A 20,012-nucleotide genomic window follows, 5' to 3' on the forward strand; every position below is an offset into this window, starting at 1 on the left:
GGAGTCGCACTGCATGACCACGTTCTGGAGTTGGTACATCACGCTATTGACCCTGTGCAGCTTGCTGTCGCTGCTTTGGCTGGTCTTTGCCACGCGCAGTGGCGAGTCCCCCGGTGGCGGCGACAAGACCATGGGGCACGCCTTCGATGGCATCGAGGAATACGACAACCCGCTGCCGAAATGGTGGTTCTGGCTGTTCGTCGGCACCATCATCTTTGCCGCCGGTTATCTTTTCCTCTATCCGGGGCTGGGCAATTGGAAAGGCCTGCTGCCGGGTTACCAGGATGGTTGGACACAGGTCAAACAGTGGCAGCGTGAAGTCGACGCGGCCGACGCCCAGTACGCCCCCATTTTCGCCCGACTGGCCGCCACCCCCATCGAGGTACTGACCCACGACGAGCAGGCATTGAAAATGGGTGGCCGGTTGTTCGCCACCTACTGCGCGGTGTGCCATGGCTCGGATGCCAGAGGCGCGGCCGGCTTCCCCAACCTCACTGACAGTCACTGGCGCTGGGGCGGCGAGGCGCAAACCATCGAGGCCAGCATCCTGCACGGCCGCCTCGCCGCCATGCCGGCCTGGGGGCAGGTCATCGGTGACAACGGCGTGAAGAACGTCGCCGCCTATGTACGCCACTCGCTGGCGGGCTTGAGCCTGCCGGCTGACAGCGATGTCGATCTGGCCGCCGGCGCCCAGACCTACAGCAGCACTTGCCAGGCCTGCCATGGCCCGGAAGGCAAAGGCACGCCGGCCATGGGCGCACCGGACCTCAGCCAGCCGGCCGGCTGGATCTACGGTTCGAGCCTGGCGCAGCTGCAGCAGACCATCCGCTACGGGCGCAACGGCCAGATGCCGGCCCAGGAGCAGTACCTGGGCACTCACAAGGTGCATGTGCTGGCCGCCTATGTACTCAGCCTTGCGCAGCAACAACCGGCACCCGTAGCCGACAAGTAAGTGCGCATGCGCGGCACAAGGATGTGCCCAGCGAACCACTGAAAGGCCTCGCCCCGGCCTTTGCGCGAAAAATCCCCGGGCTGCCGCGACACCCCCGCCTCTTCCCCAAGGCTTTTCCCGATGCGACTGAGTGTCGCACCCCGCCGACCGACAACCTCCACAGCGGTTCGACTTGAACTAATCTTCGCGGATTAGCCGCCAATCACAACTGCAAGGCAGTGCACCTATTTGCGCAACATCCGTTATCGCGCCGGGCACCTGAGAACCGTCCTCATTTAGAGGCTGAAATAACTTGTTTCAGATGCCTGAAAGCCCGATAGCAGCGGCTTGCAACGTTGCAATGGCCACCTCGATTCTCCATACTTGCCGCCGATTTTTACCCCTAAAAAACACCCTAAACCGTGGAACCTTAGAATGAGCACAGCAATCAGTCCGACTGCTTATAACTATAAGGTGGTCCGCCAGTTCGCCATCATGACGGTGGTCTGGGGGATCCTTGGCATGGGCATGGGCGTTTTCATTGCCTCGCAACTGGTATGGCCGGAGTTGAATTTCGGTCTGCCATGGACGAGCTTTGGACGCCTTCGCCCTCTACACACCAACCTGGTGATCTTTGCCTTCGGCGGCTGTGCTCTGTTCGCCACGTCCTACTACGTGGTGCAACGTACCTGTCAGACCCGACTGATCTCTGACAGCCTCGCCGCCTTCACCTTCTGGGGCTGGCAAGCGGTGATCCTCGGCGCCGGCATCACCCTGCCACTGGGCTACACCACCACCAAGGAATACGCCGAGCTGGAGTGGCCGCTGGCTATCCTCCTGGCCATCGTCTGGGTGACCTACGGCGTGGTGTTCTTCGGCACCATCGTCAAGCGCAAAACCAAGCACATCTACGTCGGGCTTTGGTTCTACGGTGCCTTCATCGTCGTGACGGCGATGCTGCACATCGTCAACCACATGTCGATCCCCGTATCGCTCTTCAAGTCCTACTCGCTGTACTCCGGCGCGACCGACGCGATGATCCAGTGGTGGTACGGCCACAACGCCGTGGGCTTCTTCCTGACCACCGGCTTCCTGGGGATGATGTATTACTTCGTACCCAAGCAGGCCGAGCGTCCGATCTACTCCTATCGCCTGTCGATCGTGCACTTCTGGGCGCTGATCACCCTCTACATCTGGGCCGGCCCGCACCACCTGCACTACACCGCATTGCCGGATTGGGCCCAGTCCCTCGGCATGGCGATGTCGATCATCCTGCTGGCTCCGAGCTGGGGCGGCATGATCAACGGCATGATGACCCTCTCCGGCGCCTGGCATAAGCTGCGCACCGACCCGATCCTGCGCTTCCTGGTGGTCTCCCTGGCGTTCTACGGCATGTCGACCTTCGAAGGCCCGATGATGGCGATCAAGACCGTCAACGCCCTGTCTCACTACACCGACTGGACCATCGGCCACGTACACGCCGGCGCTCTCGGCTGGGTAGCGATGATCTCCATCGGCGCGCTGTACCACATGATTCCGAAACTCTGGGGCCGCCCACAAATGCACAGCATTGGCTTGATCAATGCGCATTTCTGGCTCGCCACCATCGGTACCGTGCTGTACATCGCCTCCATGTGGGTCAACGGCATCACCCAGGGTCTGATGTGGCGCGCCATCAACGAAGACGGCACCCTCACCTACTCCTTCGTTGAAGCGCTGCAAGCCAGCCATCCAGGTTTCGTCGTGCGGGCAATCGGTGGTGCGTTCTTCGCCTCCGGCATGCTGCTGATGGCCTACAACACCTTCCGCACCGTGCGCGCCTCCAAGCCAGCTGAAGCCGAAGCCGCCGCTCAGATCGCTGTAGGAGCTCATTGATGAACCACGAAGTAGTCGAGAAGAATATTGGCCTGCTGGCCTTCTTCATGGTGATTGCCGTCAGCATTGGCGGCTTGACCCAAATCGTTCCGCTGTTCTTCCAGGATGTCACCAACAAGCCGGTGGAAGGCATGAAGCCGCGCACCGCCCTGGAACTGGAAGGCCGCGACATTTACATCGCCAACGGCTGTGTCGGCTGCCACTCGCAGATGATCCGCCCGTTCCGCGCCGAAACCGAACGCTATGGCCACTACTCGGTAGCCGGTGAAAGCGTCTGGGACCACCCGTTCCTGTGGGGTTCCAAGCGTACCGGCCCGGACCTGGCCCGCGTTGGTGGCCGCTACTCCGATGAATGGCAGCGTGCGCACCTGTACAACCCGCGCAACGTAGTGCCCGAGTCGATCATGCCGGCCTACCCGTTCCTGGTCGAAAACAAGCTCGACGGCAAAGACACCGCCAAGAAAATGGAAGTACTGCGTTCCATGGGCGTGCCTTACACCGATGAAGACATTGCCGGCGCCCGCGACGCGGTCAAAGGCAAGACCGAAATGGACGCTGTGGTGGCCTACCTGCAGGGTCTTGGCACCATCATCAAAAGCAAACGGTGACTGTGATGGACATCGGGATGATTCGTGGTCTTGGCACCGTCGTGGTGATGGTGGCCTTTATCGGTCTGGCGCTCTGGGTGTTTAGCGGAAGACGTAAAAAGGACTTTGACGAGGCCACTCTGCTGCCTTTCGCAGATGATCCCGAAGCCATTAAGCACGTCGAGCAAGAGCAAGCTTCTAGGAGTAACAAAGAATGACCCTCTTCTGGAGTCTGTACGTCACAGTACTCACCTTGGGCACCATCGCTACCCTGACGTGGATCCTGTTATCCACGCGTAAAGGCCAGCGCACCGAAGCCACCGACGAAACCGTCGGCCATGCCTTCGACGGCATCGAGGAATACGACAACCCGCTGCCGAAATGGTGGTTCTGGCTGTTCGTTCTGACCATCATCTTCGCCCTCGGCTACCTGGCGCTCTACCCGGGCCTGGGCAACTGGAAAGGCCTGCTGCCGGGCTACGGCTACCTGAACAACGAGACCAAGCAGGAATTCTCGAATGGTCAGAGCGGCTGGACCGGCGTGCATGAATGGGAAAAGGAAATGGCTCGGTCCGATGCTAAGTTCGGGCCGATCTTCGCCAAATTCGCGGCCATGCCGATCGAAGAAGTCGCCAAGGACCCGCAAGCCTTGAAGATGGGTGGCCGCCTGTTCGCCTCCAACTGCTCGGTCTGCCACGGCTCCGACGCCAAGGGCGCTTATGGCTTCCCCAACCTGACCGACGCCGAATGGCGCTGGGGCGGCGAGGCGGCAACCATCAAGACCAGCATCATGAGCGGTCGCCACGGCATGATGCCGCCGCAGGCCCCGGTGATCGGCGATCAGGGCGTTCGCGACGTCGCGGCCTTCGTCAGCACCCAGTTGCATGGCCGCAAGCTGCCGGAAGATGCCAAGGCCGATGCAGAAGCGGGTCGGAAGATATTCGCCACCACCTGCTTCGCCTGCCACGGCCCAGACGGTAAAGGTATCGCCGCGATGGGCGCACCGAACCTGACCAACCCGGCTGCGTTCATCTACGGTTCGAGCTTCGCTCAACTGCAGCAGACCATCCGCTACGGTCGCAACGGCCAGATGCCGGCCCAGGAACAACTCCAGGGCAACGACAAGGTTCACCTGCTGGCTGCATACGTCTACAGCCTGTCCCACGGCAGCGCTGCCGCTGCCGACAAGGCTGAGTAAGTCCCGCATTCAGAAGCCCGCCCGCCTTGGCGGGCGGGCTTCTGAGGCAACTCCCGCGCCACGCCCCATCCCCACGCGACTTCAGGTCGCAGCGTTAAACTCGCTCTCCCGGCGTATAATTCAGGGCGCGCAAGGCGCTTTGACCTCTGTCGGCACGTACTGACCGAGGCTCTCTTCCACAGCCGTGGTACGCACTGATGAGCAAGCAGATCCCCGTTCAAGACATCACTCCGCAAGCCAAACCGGCGGACCAAAGCGTCGATCTCTACGCCTCACGCGAAAAGATTTACACCCGCGCCTTCACCGGTCTGTTCCGCAACCTGCGGATGCTCGGTGGTGCCGGCCTGTTCCTGCTGTACTTCGGCACCGTCTGGCTGAACTGGGCCGGTCATCAGGCCGTCTGGTGGAACCTGCCGGAGCGCAAGTTCTACATCTTCGGCGCCACCTTCTGGCCCCAGGACTTCATCCTGCTCTCGGGCATATTGATCGTCAGCGCCTTCGGCCTGTTCTTCATCACCGTGTTCGCCGGTCGCGTCTGGTGCGGTTACACCTGCCCGCAAAGCGTCTGGACCTGGATTTTCATGTGGTGCGAAAAGGTCACCGAAGGCGACCGCAACCAACGCATCAAGCTCGACAAAGCGCCCATGAGCACCAACAAACTGCTGCGCAAACTCAGCAAACACAGCCTCTGGCTGCTCATTGGCCTCATTACCGGCCTGACCTTCGTCGGTTACTTCTCCCCTATCCGCGAATTGACCATCGATTTTTTCACTGGCCAGGCCGATGGCTGGTCGTACTTCTGGGTCGGCTTCTTCACCCTCGCCACCTACGGCAACGCCGGCTGGCTGCGCGAACAGGTGTGCATCTACATGTGCCCCTACGCGCGCTTCCAGAGCGTGATGTTCGACAAGGACACCCTGATCGTTTCCTACGATCCACGCCGCGGCGAGCACCGCGGCCCACGCAAGAAAGGCGCCGACTACAAGGCCGAAGGCCTCGGCGACTGCATCGACTGCACCATGTGCGTGCAGGTCTGCCCGACCGGCATCGACATCCGCGACGGCCTGCAGATCGAATGCATCGGCTGCGCTGCCTGCATCGACGCCTGCGACTCGATCATGGACAAGATGGATTACCCGCGCGGCCTGATCAGCTACACCACCGAGCACAACCTCTCCGGGCAGAAGACCCACCTGCTGCGGCCACGGCTGATCGGCTACGCCATCGCCCTGCTGGCCATGATCGGCCTGCTCGCCGCGGCCTTCTTCATGCGGCCACTGGTGGGCTTCGACGTCAGCAAGGACCGCGTGCTCTTCCGCGAAAACGCCGAAGGCCGGATCGAGAACGTCTACAGCCTGAAGATCATGAACAAGGACCAGCGCGCGCACACCTACCTGCTCGACGCCAAAGGCCTGGATGACTTGCAACTGGCCGGTCAGCGCGAACTCAAGGTGGCCGCCGGCGAGATCATCAGCCTGCCGGTAGAATTGTCCATCGCGCCCGAGAAGCTGCCGTCGAGCGCCAACGAGGTGATCTTCATCCTCCAGGATGCCGACGAACCCGCCACCCGCGTTGAAGCCAAGAGCCGCTTCATCGGCCCACATATTCGTTAAGAGAGCGACAAGATGCCCGCTACACCTGCTAGCCCCTGGTACAAACACATCTGGCCCTGGATCATCATCGGCATGCTGGCGACCTCGGTGTTCCTCACCATCAACATGGTAATGATTGCCGCGGACACCGAAGACACCCTGGTCACCGACAATTACTACGAAGCCGGCAAAGGCATCAGCCGCTCGCTTGACCGCGAACGGCTGGCCACGCACCTGCACCTGCAGGCCAAGGCCCGCCTCGACGAACTGACCGGCGAAGTCAGCCTGTACCTTACCGGCGACAGCCACCCGGACAGCCTCGAACTCAACCTGATCTCGCCGACCCAGGCGGGCAAGGACCGGCACATCGCCCTGACGCGCAGCAGCACGGAACCCAACCGCTACATCGGCCAGTTGCCAGAAGCCATCAGTGGCCGGCGCTTCATCGAACTGCTCGGCCAGCAGGGCGAGCAGACCTGGCGCCTGTTCGAGGAAGAAGTCGTCAGCCCCGGCGGTGAAATACTGCTCGGCGACGAGCCTATCCCGGGAGCGGAAGACCTGCGCCCATGAGCCAGTCGCTGAGCGCCCGGCCACGCCCGCGCAGGCGCTGATGGCCTCGCCATGAGTACGCCTCAAGCCTGCTACCACTGCGGCTTGCCGGTTCCCACCGGCAGCCGCTTTTGCGCCACCGTGCTCGGCGAACGGCGCGAACTCTGCTGCCCCGGTTGCCAGGCGGTGGCCGAAGCGATAGTCGCCGGCGGCCTCGACAGCTATTACCGCCACCGCAGCGAAGTCGCGGCCAACCCGCAAGCGCTGCCACAGCAACTGCGCGATGAACTGGCGCTGTATGACCGGCCCGATGTGCAACAGCCCTTTGTGCGCCACGACGGCGAATTGGCCGAGGCCACCTTGCTGATGGAAGGCATCAGTTGCGCCGCCTGCGGCTGGCTGATCGAGCGTCACCTGCGCCAGTTGCCAGGAGTTGCCGAAGCCCGACTGAACCTCTCCAACCACCGCCTGCACGTGCACTGGACCGATAGCCAGTTGCCGCTGAGTCAGCTGCTCGGCGAACTGCGCAGCATCGGCTATGCCGCCCACCCTTACCAGGCGGATCGCGCGGCCACGCAATTGGCCGCGGAAAACCGCCTGGCCCTGCGCCAGCTGGGCGTCGCCGGGCTGCTGTGGTTCCAGGCGATGATGGCGACCATGGCCACCTGGCCGGAATTCAATATCGACCTGAGCCCGGAACTGCACCAGATTCTGCGCTGGGTGGCCATGTTCCTGACCACCCCGATCGTGTTCTACAGCTGTGCGCCGTTCTTTCGCGGCGCCCTACGCGACCTGCGCAGCCGCCACCTGACCATGGACGTGTCGGTCTCGCTGGCGATCGGCAGCGCCTACCTCGCCGGGATCTGGACAGCCATCAGCGGTCAGGGCGAGCTGTATTTCGACGCGGTCGGCATGTTCGCCCTGTTCCTTCTCGCTGGCCGCTACCTGGAGCGCCGCGCCCGCGAACGCACCGCCGCGGCGACCGCGCAATTGGTCAACCTGCTGCCGGGCTCATGCCTGCGCCTGGATGTCGAGGGTCAGACTCAACGCATTCTGCTCAGCGAACTGCAACCGGGTGATCACGTACTGGTGCAACCTGGCGCGGTGGTGCCGGCCGATGGACGCATCCTACACGGCCAATCGAGCGTCGATGAATCGCTGCTGACTGGCGAATACCTGCCGCAGGCGCGAATCGAAGGCGATGCGGTAACCGCCGGCACGCTCAACGTCGAAGGCCCGCTGACCGTTGAAGTTCTGGCACTGGGGCACGATACCCGGCTCTCGGCCATCGTCCGCCTGCTGGAACGCGCGCAAGCCGATAAACCGCGCCTGGCCGAGTTGGCCGACCGCGCGGCGCAATGGTTCCTGCTCGCCACCCTGCTGCTGGCCGCCGTGATCGGCCTGCTCTGGTGGCAGTTGGACCCCGCGCGCGCGTTCTGGATCGTACTGGCCATGCTGGTCGCCACCTGCCCCTGCGCGCTGTCCCTGGCGACGCCCACGGCCCTTACGGCAGCCACCGGCACCTTGCACAAACTGGGTTTGCTGCTGACCCGCGGGCATGTGCTGGAGGGCCTGAACCAGATCGATACGGTGATTTTCGACAAAACCGGCACCCTGACCGAGGGACGCCTGACGCTGCGTGACATCCGCCCATTGGCCAGCGACAACGCCGACAGTTGCCTGGCCCTGGCCGCCGCCCTGGAAAATCGCTCGGAACACCCTATCGCCCGCGCGTTCGGCCAAGCCCCGCAGGCCGCAGAAGCAGTCACCAGTACACCGGGCCTGGGCCTCGAAGGCCAGGTTGGCGGCCGGCGCCTGCGCATCGGCCAGCCACATTTCGTCTGTGCGCTGAGCGGCTGCACAGTGCCTGACATGCCCGCAGAACCCGGCCAATGGCTGTTGCTCGGCGACAGCCGGGGCCCACTGGCCTGGTTCGTTCTGGATGACCGCCTGCGGGCCGACGCGCCTGCGCTGCTCGCCGCCTGCAAGGCCCGCGGCTGGCAGACGCTGCTGCTGTCCGGCGACAGCTCGCCGATGGTCGCCAGCGTCGCTGGCGAGCTGGGCATCGATCAGGCCCACGGCGGCTTGCGCCCCGATGACAAACTGCTGTTCCTCCAGCGCTTGCAGCAGCAGGGGCGCAAGGTGCTGATGCTCGGTGACGGGGTCAACGATGTACCGGTGCTGGCCGCCGCCGACATCAGCGTGGCCATGGGTTCGGCCACCGACCTGGCGAAAACCAGCGCCGACGCGGTGCTGCTGTCCAATCGCCTGGCGGCGCTGGTGCAGGCTTTCGCACTGGCCCGCCGCACCCGCCACGTAATCATCGAGAACCTGCTTTGGGCGGGGCTGTACAATGGCCTGATGCTGCCGTTCGCGGCCCTCGGCTGGATCACCCCCGTCTGGGCAGCGATCGGCATGTCGCTCAGCTCGCTGACCGTGGTGCTCAATGCCTTGCGCCTGACGCGCCTGCCAGGCTCCATGGCCGCGACCGACAGTGACCACGCACCCCTTGCCCGCCACGTCCCAGCCTGAGTGTTGGGCGTGGTGTTTGCCGCTTACCTGGAGGCTGTATGCCTGCGCTTTACGTGATGATTCCAGTCGCCCTGCTGATCGTCGCCATCGCCATCTATGTGTTCTTCTGGGCGGTCGACAGCGGTCAGTACGATGACATGGACGGCCCGGCCCATAGCATCCTGTTCGACGACGAAGACCCGCAACACCAAGCCGGCATCGACGAAGCCAGCGGCCGCACGAACCCGCTCGACAAGCCCGAAGATCAGGAGCCGCCGCGTGTTTGAGCTCGCTCCGCTGCTGGTTTCCGCCCTGATTCTCGGCCTGCTCGGTGGCGGCCACTGCCTGGGAATGTGTGGCGGCCTGATGGGCGCACTGACCCTGGCCATCCCGCCCGAGCATCGCAGCCGGCGCATGCGCCTGTTGCTGGCCTACAACCTTGGCCGGATTCTCAGCTATGCCAGCGCCGGCCTGTTGATCGGCCTGGCTGGCTGGGCCGTCGCCAGCAGCCCGGCGGCACTGGCCCTGCGCGTGGTCGCGGGCCTGTTGCTGATCGCCATGGGGCTGTACCTGGCCGGTTGGTGGAGCGGCCTGACCCGCATCGAAGCCCTGGGCCGCGGGCTCTGGCGGCACATTCAACCCTTCGCCAGTCGCCTGTTGCCGGTTTCCAGCCTGCCCCGGGCGCTGCTGCTCGGTGCACTCTGGGGCTGGCTGCCCTGCGGCCTGGTCTACAGCACCCTGCTATGGGCCGCCAGCCAGGGCAATGCGCTCGACAGCGGGCTGCTGATGCTGGCGTTCGGCCTGGGCACCTGGCCGGTTCTGCTCGCCACCGGCATGGCCGCCGAACGCCTGACGGCCGTGCTGCGCCAGCGCAAGGTGCGCATGGCCGGCGGCCTGCTGGTGATCCTGTTTGGCCTATGGACACTGCCCGGCCCGCATCAAGCCTGGCTGATGGGGCATGCCAGCCACAGCAATACGTCAGCCGAACAGCACAAGCACTGAGCCACTTGACACAGGTCAAGGCCACCCCCGCCTCGGCTCTTTAAACTCCCCGGCATAGCCTAGAACCGGGGATCGCTCGCATGCTCGATACCATCAGCTGGGACACCGACCTGATCCAGCGTTACGATCAGAACGGCCCACGCTACACCTCCTACCCGACCGCCCTGCAGTTCCACCCGGATGTCGGCCCGCGCGATCTGCTCAGCGCCCTGCAGAGCAGCCGCAAGGCACTGCGGCCGCTGTCGCTGTACCTGCACATCCCGTTCTGCGCCAACATCTGCTACTACTGCGCGTGCAATAAAATCATCACCAAGGATCGCGGCCGCAGCGAACCCTACCTGGATCAGCTCAGCCACGAGATCATCATCCTCGGCCGCCATCTGGATCGCCGCCAACGTGTCGAGCAACTGCATCTGGGCGGCGGCACCCCGACCTTTCTCAACCATGATCAACTGCGCCGCTTGATGAGCACGCTGCGGGAAAACTTCAGCCTGCTGGACGACGATTCCGGCGACTACGGCATCGAGCTCGACCCCCGCGAGGCCGACTGGTCGAGCATGGGTCTGCTGCGCGAACTCGGGTTCAACCGCATCAGCGTCGGTGTCCAGGACTTCAATCCGCAGGTGCAGCGCGCCGTCAACCGCCTGCAAAGCCTGGAGCAAACCCGCGCACTGATCGAAGCCGCGCACACCTTGCAGTTTCGCTCGGTGAACATCGACCTGATCTACGGTTTGCCCAAACAAAACCCGGCGAGCTTCGCCCGCACCGTCGCCGATGTGATCGCCCTGCAACCCGACCGCCTCTCGGTGTTCAACTACGCCCACCTGCCGCAACGCTTCATGCCGCAACGCCGGATCAATGAAAGCGAATTGCCGACGGCCGCCAACAAACTGGAGATGTTGCAACAGACCATCGAACAATTGACCAGCGCCGGTTACCGCTATATCGGCATGGATCATTTCGCCCTGGCCGACGACGAACTGACCTGCGCCCAGGAAGATGGCCGCCTGCAGCGTAATTTCCAGGGCTACACCACCCACGGCCATTGCGACCTGCTGGGGCTGGGAGTATCGGCTATCAGCCAGATCGGCGAACTGTACAGCCAGAACAACAGCAACCTGGCGCAGTACCAGGACCAGTTGGAAAAGGGTCAACTGGCCACCCAGCGCGGCCTGCAATGCAACACCGATGACCGCATCCGCCGGGCGGTGATACAGCAGCTGATCTGCCAGTTCAAACTGGAATTCGCCATGATCGAAAGCCAGTTCAACCTCGACTTTCGCGGCTATTTCAGTGCGACCTGGCCGCAACTGGAGCAAATGGCCGCCGACGGCTTGCTCGAACTGAGCGACCGCGCCATCCACATTCACCCCGCGGGGCGCCTGCTGGTACGCTCGGTGTGCATGCTGTTCGATCGCTACTCGGCGCAGCAGAGCAGCCGGCACTTTTCACGGGTGATTTGATTGCCCCGTCAGGCCAGCGACAACTGCGCCACCTCGTGCAATTGCTCGGGGCTCAACTGCGTATCGTGCATGGCCTCGACCAGCAAGAAACTCGTCGTGGAGAGCGCCCTTTCGAGTGCCGCCAGCTCGCCCTGCAGACCTTGTACTTTCTGCTGACGGGCTTCCTCACTCAAGTGCCGTTCCTGCCTCACGGCTTGCAGCTCGGCCTGCTTCTCGGCGATCTGCGCGCGCCGCTCACGCATCATCCTCAGCATCTGCTTGATCGAATCCGGCAGGCTGCTGCTGTCGATATCGGCGTTCTTGCTCGCCGTTCGGCCGCGTGCCTGCGCCTGATCGGACAAGGTGACCCGCAGACCTTGCAGCGCCGCGACCAAATCCACAGCAGGCGCGGGTTCTGGTGCAGTTTTAGGCTGCATGGCCCGCACCAGGGTGCTCCATCCGCCTTGGCGATTCCACCCGCAACATCTGCTTGCTCCTGGCGCATCCATACAGATTTTTCGGCCATTTCCAGGCAAACTTGAGCAAATACTCAGGTATCGGCCGCTCCGGCTGTTACCCTGAGTACTCATGTATGCTTCAGCGCAAGGACTCTTCTCAATGGCCGAGAACCTAAAGGCTCGCAGCCTGCCCCAAGTGCATTGCAAGGATTGCAGCCTTGCCGGTTTGTGCCTGCCGCTGTCCATGGACATGCAAGACATGGACGCCCTCGACGACATCGTGAAACGTGGCCGCCCACTGAAAAAAGGCGACTTCCTGTTCCGCCAGGGCGATGCCTTCGGCTCGGTTTTCGCCGTACGTTCGGGGGCATTGAGAACCTTCAGCGTCTCGGATGCGGGTGACGAGCAAATCACCGGTTTCCACTTGCCCAGCGAACTGGTCGGCATGTCCGGCATGGACAGCGAGACGTACCCGATGTCCGCGCAAGCCTTGGAAACCACCTCGGTCTGTGAGATCCCGTTCGAAAAGCTCGACGAGCTTTCGGTGCAACTGCCACAGCTGCGCCGCCAGTTGATGCGGATCATGAGTCGGGAAATCCGCGACGATCAACAGATGATGCTGCTGCTGTCGAAAAAGACCGCCGACGAACGCATCGCCACCTTTCTGGTCAACCTCTCCGCGCGCTTTCGCGCCCGTGGCTTCTCGGCCAACCAGTACCGACTGGTCATGTCGCGCAGCGAAATCGGTAACTACCTGGGCCTGGCAGTGGAAACCGTGTCACGGGTCTTCACCCGCTTCCAACAGAACGGCCTGATCGTCGCCGAAGGCAAGGAAATCCACATCCTCGACCCCATCGAGCTGTGCGCCCTGGCCGGCGGCAACCTCGAAACCTGAACACCTGGCAGCCCGACCCCGGCGGGCTTGCTAGAATTCGCCCACGCCCGCCAGCCGCAGGACTTCGCGCCGATGATTTTCGACGAATTCAGCATCAAATCCCTGATCCGCCCCGTGCCCGACTTCCCCAAGCCCGGGGTTATTTTTCGCGACATCACGCCGCTGTTCCAATCCCCTCGCGCACTGCGCATGGTCGCGGACAGCTTTATCCAGCGTTATGTCGAAACCGAGTTCAGCCATATTGGCGCCATGGATGCCCGTGGTTTTCTGATCGGTTCGATCATCGCCTATGCCCTGAACAAACCGCTGATCCTGTTCCGCAAGCAAGGCAAGCTGCCCGCCGATGTGCTGGCCGAGGGCTACCAGACCGAGTACGGCGAAGCCTTCCTCGAAGTGCATGCCGACAGCCTGTGCGAGGGCGACTCGGTGTTGATGTTCGATGACCTGATCGCCACCGGCGGCACCCTGCTGGCGGCGGCCAATCTGGTGCGGCGCATGGGCGCGAGCATCTTCGAGGCGGCTGCGATCATCGACCTGCCCGAGCTCGGCGGCTCGCAAAAACTGCAAGACATCGGCATCCCGACCTTCTGCCTGACCACCTTCGCCCTCAGCGACCGCTGATACCCCTACAGGTGTTACCTCGCCGCGGCCTGGCTGGAGCAATCCCGCCGGGCCGCTGCACTTTGGATGGGTGGCCTTGACCACGACTTCGCTCAATCATTGACAGTGATCAATGACACAATCACCAGTGTCATCGCGAGCCGTACAACAATAAGGGCTGCCCATGCGTCGGCCCGAGAGCCCAGGAGCCCGCCCATGACTGTCAGTACCCGCCTGCCCAACGCCAGCTTTCCCGTGCGCCGGATGGATTTCAGCTTCGCCCAGACCGAAAAATACTGGTGGAGTGGCGATCCATTCATGAGCCACTTCATGAACAATCTCTCGTCCCTGTTTCCCTACGGTGAAATGTTCTTCGTCGACAGCGTGCGCGCGGTGCGCGAGCGCATCACCGAGCCGCAACTGAAAAAAGACATCGGTGCCTTTATCGGCCAGGAAGCCATGCACTCGAAAGAGCATGCGACCTACAACGAATACGCAGCCAAGCACGCTATCGACCTGGAGCGCCTGGAACTGCGGATCAAGGTGCTGCTGGAATGGGTGACCAAAATCACCACCAAGAAGCAGCGCCTGGCCGCCACCTGCGCGCTGGAGCACTTCACCGCCACCATGGCCCAGCAACTGCTGCTGCGTGAAGACCTGACCACCCAGATCGACGACCCGAAGATGTACCAACTGTGGATGTGGCACGCCATCGAGGAAAACGAGCACAAGGCCGTGTGTTACGACGCCTACCAGGCGATAGGCGGTGGCTATTTCACCCGTGTGGCGATGATGGCCATCTCCACCGTGATCTTTTTCGGCGTGATCGGCTGGTTTCAGCTGCACCTGCTACGCAAAGACCGGCAACTGTTCAATTGGGGGAGCTGGAAGAACGGCCTGCGCGCCTTGTTCAGCCCGCGCGATGGCTTTCTCACCAAGCTGATCCTGCCGTACCTGGACTACTACCGCCCGGGCTTCCACCCCTTCGATCACGACACCAAGGCACTGGAGCAGCGCTGGAAGGAGCGACTTGGTTTCAGCGGCTGAGCAACAGCGAAAAGCCCGGCCAACGCCGGGGTTCCAATGGCCACTCGCACGCACCCGGGAGCGGCTGTCAATTCGCCCCTGGGAACCTCGGCAAGTCGTCAGCCACCTTGAACCAGGCAATCTGCGAGCGGCACCAGATATGTTTCTGCGGCCTGATCAGCTCGGGCTGGTCGAGGGTGATACTGTTCAAACCCACCTCGCCGCAACCCTGTTCACGGTATTCCAGCGGCGTGCCGCACTGCCGGCAAAAGCGCCGCTCGCCTCGCTCGCTCGAACGGAACAGACCAATTTCGCCGCATTCATAATGCAGTGCATCGACCGGCACCATGGCCCAGGGAATAGCCGGTGCAGCACTGATTTTTTGACAGGTGCGGCAGTGGCAGTAGCCGCTCTCGCTGGGCTCTGCCTCCAGCCTGTAGCGCACGCCACCACAGGCGCAGCCGCCGTAAAGGGGCAAGGGCAACATGTCCGCTCTCCTCGCAAAACGCTCAAGCCACCGGCAGCTTGAGCTGGCCAAGGCTCTGCAACACGCTGGCACCGGTGAACAGCATGACGATCTGCTCTTCGGCCAAGGCGCAGATCGCCGTGCGCCGCTCGGGCTGGCCAATATAGTCCAGCGACAACTGGAACAGATTGCGGCTGATCAGATTGGACACCTGCAGCACCACGGCCGGATCAACGAGATCCGGTAACAACTTGAACTCGATGATGTCCTCGGCCATATCCGCACCGAACGCGTCCATCACCTCGCACAAAGCGGCGCGCAGTACCGGCGAAGCACCGTGCAACTCACGCACGCCGATAATGAAGGCCTGGCCGTTGTCGGCAACGAAGTCGAAGAACAGCTTCACGGTCTCATGGCACACGCAGCGGCCACGCGCCAGGTCGATACCCAGCAGGGCTGGCCAATTGTCCTGGCTCGCCTGCACCGCGCGCAGGGCCGCCTCACGGCGAAGATCGCGCAGCGGCTGGCGCAGCCGGGTGGAAATTTCACCAATGACCGCCAAACCCAGATCGTCCACATCCTTGAAGTGGCGATAAAAGGTATTCGGGTTGAGCCCGGCCTCGCGCGCCAGTTCGCGCAGGCCCAGGTTGCTCAGGTTGCGGCTGGTCGAGGTCAGACGTAACGCCGCATCCAGCAACAAGCGTTTGCCCGGCGCCTCGGTAACCTTTTCCCGCAGTTGCTGTACGTCGCTGGCCGGCGTGTCCATAACTGACCCTACCTAAAAGTTGGCTTGTGAGGATGGCACTTGCCGCTGAGTATACATTTGTCTACTTTGGTATACAGCCGTATACGCCAACAATAAACATAACAGGAGCTTGGCTATGAATGCATCCGTGACACCCAGTGGTTCTGCCCGCCACACCAAGATCGCCATCATCGGCACCGGCTTCTCCGGCCTGGGCATGGCGATACGCCTGAAACAACAAGGCGAAAACGACTTTTTGCTGTTCGAGAAAGCAGCGGGTGTCGGCGGTACCTGGCGCGTCAACAACTACCCCGGCTGCGGCTGCGATGTGCAATCGCACCTGTATTCCTTTTCCTTCGAGCCGAACCCCGAATGGACGCGCATGTTCGCCCGCCAGCCGGAGATCAAAAGCTACCTGGAAGGCTGCTGGGAAAAATACCGCCTGCAGAACAACACCCTGCTGCAGACCGAAGTGGCGGGCATGCGCTGGGATGACGGGCTGGAACTCTGGTGCATCCATGATGCTGCCGGCAACCATTACACCGCGCAGTTCGTGGTGTCCGGCATGGGCGCCCTGTCCACGCCCTCGATTCCCAAACTCAACGGCCTGGAAAATTTTTCCGGCAAGCTGTTCCACTCGCAGCAGTGGGACCACGACTATGACCTCAGCGGCAAACGCGTGGCGGTGATCGGCACCGGCGCTTCGTCCATCCAGTTCGTCCCGCAGATCCAGAAGCAGGTCGGCCAGCTCGATCTCTACCAACGCACTGCACCGTGGATCATGCCCAAACCTGACCGTGCCATTCGCGCGGGCGAACGTGAACGCTTCAAGCGTTTCCCACTGGCGCAGAAGCTTTGGCGCGGCTTGATCTACACGCTGCTGGAAAGCCGCGTGATCGGCTTCGCCTCGGTGCCACGGATCATGAAACTGGCGCAATGGGCCGGCAAGGCGTTTATCAACAAGCAGATCAAAGATCCCGTGCTGCGCGCCAAAGTCACCCCCGACTACACCATGGGCTGCAAGCGCGTGCTGATCTCCAACGATTACTTCCCAGCCCTGACCCAGCCGAATGTCGATGTGATCACCGACGGCATTGAAGAAATCCGCGCCAACAGCATTCTCACCGCCGACGGTCAGGAGCGGCCCATCGACGCGATCATCTTCGGCACCGGCTTCACCCCGAGCGACCCCATGCCGCGCGGCGTGATCTTCGGCCGCAACGGTGTCGACCTGCTCGACACCTGGCCAGATGGCCCGCAGGCCTACAAGGGCACCATGACTTCGGGCTTCCCCAACCTGTTCTTCCTGATGGGGCCCAACACCGGGCTGGGGCACAACTCGATGGTGTACATGATCGAGTCGCAGATCCATTACGTGCTCGGCGCCCTCAACCTGCTGAGCGAGCGCAAGCTGCAGAGCCTGGAAGTCAAACGCGAGATGCAGGACCGTTTCAACGCCAAAATCCAAGGCCAACTCGGCAACACCGTATGGAACGCCGGTGGCTGCAAGAGCTGGTACCTGCACCCGGTCAGCGGCCGTAACTGCACGGTCTGGCCCGGCTTCACCTGGCGCTTCCGCCTGCTCACGCGTAATTTCGACCCGGCGGCCTATCACTTCAACCGCGCCCAGCCCGCACACCCGGCTCAAGGCTTTATGCCGGCCGCAACCCTTAAGGAAGAGGTGACCGCATGAAGTCCTTCGAGAACAAAGTAGCCGCCATCACCGGCGCCGGCTCCGGTATCGGCCGTGCGCTGGCCTACGGCCTCGCACGCCAAGGCTGCCACCTCGCGCTTGCCGATGTGAACAGCGAAGCCCTGGCGGAAACCGCGGCCCAGGCCCGCACGCTTGGCGTACAGGTAACGGCAAACACGGTCAACGTCGCCGACCGGGAAGCCGTACATACCTGGGCCGAGCAAGTGGTGCTCGACCATGGCCGGGTCAACCTGATTTTCAACAACGCCGGCGTAGCCCAGGGCGGTACCGTGGAAGGCAACGATTACGCCGACTACGAATGGATCATGAACATCAACTTCTGGGGCGTGGTACACGGTACCAAGGCCTTCCTGCCACACCTGAAGGCGGCTGGCGAAGGCCACATCGTCAACGTCTCCAGCGTGTTCGGGCTGTTTTCCCAGCCGGGCATGAGCGCCTACAACGCCACCAAGTTCGCCGTGCGCGGCTTCACCGAATCGTTGCGCCAGGAGCTGGACATGGCAGGCGGCGGGGTATCGGCCAGCTGCGTGCACCCGGGCGGGATCAAAACCAACATTGCCAAGACCGCGCGGATGAGCGACAGCCTCAGCAAGGTCACCGGCCAAGCTGCCGATCAGGCCCGCCAGCAGTTCAACGACCAACTGCTGCGCACCACGCCGGACAAGGCCGCCCAGGTAATCATGCGCGGTGTGCTGCGCAACAACCGACGCATTCTGATCGGTGCCGACGCCTGGGCGCTGGACACCATGCAGCGTCTGCTGCCAGCGCTCTACCAACGCCTGGTGGTCGGCTCCATGCGCCTGGCGGCCCGCTTTGCGCCCAAGCCGAAACGCTCGGCCGCAAGCCGGGAATTGCCGGAGTAACCGCCGGAATCCTCAAAAGCCGCAACTTTGCAGGAGCGGGCCATGCCCGCGATGCTTCTGAGGTGCCGCCATTCGCGAGGCGGCAGCCGTTGCCTACGGCTTGCCGCATTCCCCGCATCCATGTGGCTCACAAGCTCGCGCCTACGGAGAGGCGATCGGCTTATTTACTGGATTCCCGCCTTCGCGGGAATGGCAAGCCCGCTGAACCCCCGCGCCGCGACCGCCTTCGTTCGGATAACCGAACACGCCACTCGTCTTTATTCGGAAGACCGGACGAAGAGCACGTCTCTCACATTTAAAGCTTGAATTTATCCCTTTAAATTCAATCAGTTAAAAAATCAAATCACAGCCGAAAAGGCTGGCATGCATCCTGCTCCTAGGCATAGGAAGAATACGCAGCGGCTCCCGCGCCGTTCAGCGGCCCTGTCGTAATCCGACAAACAACAACAAGCCGAGGAAAAGACTCATGCGCATCGTTCCCCACCTGTTAGGCGCAGCCATCGCTGCCACCCTGCTGTCCACCGCAACCCTGGCCAGCGAACTCACTGGCACGCTGAAGAAGATCAAGGAATCCGGCACCATCACCCTTGGGCACCGCGATGCTTCCATCCCCTTCTCCTACCTGGGCAACGATCCTCGCCAACCGGTTGGCTACTCCCATGACCTGCAGCTGAAAGTCGTCGAGGCGATCAAGCAGGAACTCGGCCTGCCGGAACTGCAAGTGCGCTACAACCTGGTCACCTCGCAGACCCGTATCCCGCTGGTGCAAAACGGCACCGTAGACCTGGAGTGCGGCTCCACCACCAACAACGTCGAGCGCCAGCAACAGGTCGATTTCTCGGTCGGCATCTTCGAAGTCGGCACCCGCCTGCTGACCAAGAAGACCTCCGGCGTCAACGACTTCGCCGACCTCAAGGGCAAGAACGTGGTGACCACCGCCGGCACCACCTCCGAGCGCCTGATCAAGACGATGAACGCCAATAAGCAGATGGGCATGAACATCATCTCGGCCAAGGACCATGGCGAATCCTTCCTGATGCTCGAATCCGGCCGCGCCGTGGCCTTCATGATGGACGACGCCCTGCTCTACGGCGAAATGGCCAAGGCCAAGAAGCCGGACGAGTGGGTCGTGGTCGGCGAGCCGCAATCCTTCGAGATTTACGGCTGCGTAGTGCGCAAAGGCGACCCAGGCTTCAAGCAGGTGGTCGATAACGCCATCGGCGCGACGTTCAAGTCCGGCGAAATCAACGACATCTACAACAAGTGGTTCCTGCAACCGGTACCGCCGAAGAACCTCAACCTCAACTTCCCCATGAGCGGTGAGCTGAAGAAGCTGATCGCCAACCCCACCGACAAATCTGCCGAGCAGATCTAAACGCCCCGCAGCGACTGCCGGGCGCTCCCCTCGCCCACGTGTGGGAGAGGGGGTAGAAGCGACTCCGCAGCCGCTGCAGGTGCAGTCGGTGACCACACCGCGCCTTCACAAGGGGCGCGGTGGCGGGAACCAGGGGGCGACCGCCCCCGCTTTCGCCAGTTAGGACAGGGGCACCGCCGCCAC

The 20,012-nt window shown here is 62.5% G+C and carries 19 protein-coding genes and 1 pseudogene; 17 read left to right on the top strand and 3 right to left on the bottom strand.

Features of this window, described 5'->3' with window-relative positions; translation table 11 throughout:
- Positions 1-13 precede the first annotated feature (13 nt).
- The 11 genes and pseudogenes from ccoP (AC3IYG_RS13305) (at position 14) to hemN (ending at position 11,708) form a co-directional block, all read left to right on the top strand.
- Positions 14-952, top strand: coding sequence for a cytochrome-c oxidase, cbb3-type subunit III (gene ccoP, locus AC3IYG_RS13305; RefSeq protein WP_489309097.1), 939 nt, complete (start codon positions 14-16; stop codon positions 950-952).
- Between the two features lie 414 nt (positions 953-1,366).
- Positions 1,367-2,806 carry a cytochrome-c oxidase, cbb3-type subunit I gene (gene ccoN, locus AC3IYG_RS13310; RefSeq protein WP_489309098.1) on the top strand — a complete coding sequence of 480 codons (1,440 nt, stop codon included), beginning with the start codon at positions 1,367-1,369 and terminating at the stop codon, positions 2,804-2,806.
- Complete coding sequence (ccoO, locus tag AC3IYG_RS13315) at positions 2,806-3,414, top strand: cytochrome-c oxidase, cbb3-type subunit II (protein ID WP_119955411.1); 609 nt, start codon at positions 2,806-2,808, stop codon at positions 3,412-3,414. Before ccoN ends, ccoO begins: the two co-directional genes overlap by 1 nt.
- 5 nt (positions 3,415-3,419) lie before the next feature.
- Entirely contained in the window at positions 3,420-3,611 is a 192-nt protein-coding gene (locus tag AC3IYG_RS13320) for a cbb3-type cytochrome oxidase subunit 3 (protein WP_137817275.1), read from the top strand.
- Entirely contained in the window at positions 3,608-4,591 is a 984-nt protein-coding gene (gene ccoP, locus AC3IYG_RS13325) for a cytochrome-c oxidase, cbb3-type subunit III (protein ID WP_489309100.1), read from the top strand. The genes AC3IYG_RS13320 and ccoP (AC3IYG_RS13325) overlap by 4 nt, the downstream gene beginning before the upstream one ends.
- Before the next feature lie 197 nt (positions 4,592-4,788).
- A complete protein-coding gene (gene ccoG, locus AC3IYG_RS13330; protein ID WP_489309101.1) occupies positions 4,789-6,204 on the top strand; it encodes a cytochrome c oxidase accessory protein CcoG in 1,416 nt (471 codons plus the stop codon).
- Positions 6,205-6,216: 12 nt separating this feature from the next.
- Positions 6,217-6,753 (top strand): FixH family protein, encoded by a 537-nt coding sequence (locus AC3IYG_RS13335; RefSeq protein WP_489309102.1) that lies wholly within the window; start codon positions 6,217-6,219, stop codon positions 6,751-6,753.
- 51 nt (positions 6,754-6,804) lie between these two features.
- Positions 6,805-9,229: pseudogene (locus AC3IYG_RS13340) on the top strand (heavy metal translocating P-type ATPase); the annotation flags it as partial.
- Positions 9,230-9,302: 73 nt separating this feature from the next.
- The gene (ccoS, locus tag AC3IYG_RS13345) at positions 9,303-9,530 is read left to right on the top strand and encodes a cbb3-type cytochrome oxidase assembly protein CcoS (protein WP_489309103.1); all 228 of its coding nucleotides are present in this window, start codon (positions 9,303-9,305) and stop codon (positions 9,528-9,530) included.
- The gene (locus AC3IYG_RS13350; RefSeq protein ID WP_489309104.1) at positions 9,523-10,245 is read left to right on the top strand and encodes a sulfite exporter TauE/SafE family protein; all 723 of its coding nucleotides are present in this window, start codon (positions 9,523-9,525) and stop codon (positions 10,243-10,245) included. The genes ccoS and AC3IYG_RS13350 overlap by 8 nt, the downstream gene beginning before the upstream one ends.
- An 80-nt stretch (positions 10,246-10,325) precedes the next feature.
- Positions 10,326-11,708, top strand: a complete 1,383-nt coding sequence (hemN, locus tag AC3IYG_RS13355; protein WP_489309106.1) for an oxygen-independent coproporphyrinogen III oxidase — start codon at positions 10,326-10,328, stop codon at positions 11,706-11,708.
- 8 nt (positions 11,709-11,716) lie between these two features.
- On the opposite strand, the gene AC3IYG_RS13360 is transcribed toward hemN, so the two are convergent.
- Positions 11,717-12,124, bottom strand: coding sequence for a hypothetical protein (locus AC3IYG_RS13360; protein ID WP_489309108.1), 408 nt, complete (start codon positions 12,122-12,124; stop codon positions 11,717-11,719).
- A 181-nt stretch (positions 12,125-12,305) separates the two neighbouring features.
- Between AC3IYG_RS13360 and fnr the strand changes: the two genes are divergently transcribed.
- From fnr to AC3IYG_RS13375, 3 genes are all read left to right on the top strand, one after another.
- Positions 12,306-13,040 carry a fumarate/nitrate reduction transcriptional regulator Fnr gene (gene fnr / locus AC3IYG_RS13365; RefSeq protein WP_489309109.1) on the top strand — a complete coding sequence of 245 codons (735 nt, stop codon included), beginning with the start codon at positions 12,306-12,308 and terminating at the stop codon, positions 13,038-13,040.
- A 72-nt stretch (positions 13,041-13,112) separates the two neighbouring features.
- Positions 13,113-13,661 carry an adenine phosphoribosyltransferase gene (locus tag AC3IYG_RS13370; protein ID WP_489309111.1) on the top strand — a complete coding sequence of 183 codons (549 nt, stop codon included), beginning with the start codon at positions 13,113-13,115 and terminating at the stop codon, positions 13,659-13,661.
- Positions 13,662-13,856: 195 nt separating this feature from the next.
- Positions 13,857-14,687 (top strand): metal-dependent hydrolase, encoded by an 831-nt coding sequence (locus AC3IYG_RS13375; RefSeq protein ID WP_489309113.1) that lies wholly within the window; start codon positions 13,857-13,859, stop codon positions 14,685-14,687.
- A 67-nt stretch (positions 14,688-14,754) separates the two neighbouring features.
- Here the strand turns inward: AC3IYG_RS13375 and AC3IYG_RS13380 are convergent, their stop codons facing one another.
- Positions 14,755-15,153 carry a GFA family protein gene (locus tag AC3IYG_RS13380; protein ID WP_489309114.1) on the bottom strand — a complete coding sequence of 133 codons (399 nt, stop codon included), beginning with the start codon at positions 15,151-15,153 and terminating at the stop codon, positions 14,755-14,757.
- 22 nt (positions 15,154-15,175) lie between these two features.
- On the bottom strand, positions 15,176-15,898 hold the full coding sequence (locus AC3IYG_RS13385; protein WP_489309115.1) for a TetR family transcriptional regulator: 723 nt from the start codon (positions 15,896-15,898) through the stop codon (positions 15,176-15,178).
- 115 nt (positions 15,899-16,013) lie between these two features.
- Between AC3IYG_RS13385 and AC3IYG_RS13390 the strand changes: the two genes are divergently transcribed.
- The 3 genes from AC3IYG_RS13390 to AC3IYG_RS13400 all read left to right on the top strand — a co-directional run bounded on the left by AC3IYG_RS13390 (position 16,014) and on the right by AC3IYG_RS13400 (position 19,829).
- Complete coding sequence (locus tag AC3IYG_RS13390) at positions 16,014-17,570, top strand: flavin-containing monooxygenase (RefSeq protein WP_489309117.1); 1,557 nt, start codon at positions 16,014-16,016, stop codon at positions 17,568-17,570.
- The gene (locus AC3IYG_RS13395; RefSeq protein ID WP_489309119.1) at positions 17,567-18,454 is read left to right on the top strand and encodes an SDR family NAD(P)-dependent oxidoreductase; all 888 of its coding nucleotides are present in this window, start codon (positions 17,567-17,569) and stop codon (positions 18,452-18,454) included. The genes AC3IYG_RS13390 and AC3IYG_RS13395 overlap by 4 nt, the downstream gene beginning before the upstream one ends.
- A gap of 466 nt (positions 18,455-18,920) precedes the next feature.
- Positions 18,921-19,829 (top strand): glutamate/aspartate ABC transporter substrate-binding protein, encoded by a 909-nt coding sequence (locus AC3IYG_RS13400; protein ID WP_489309121.1) that lies wholly within the window; start codon positions 18,921-18,923, stop codon positions 19,827-19,829.
- Positions 19,830-20,012 lie beyond the last annotated feature (183 nt).

The sequence above is a fragment of the Pseudomonas sp. KH_027 genome (assembly GCF_057838565.1).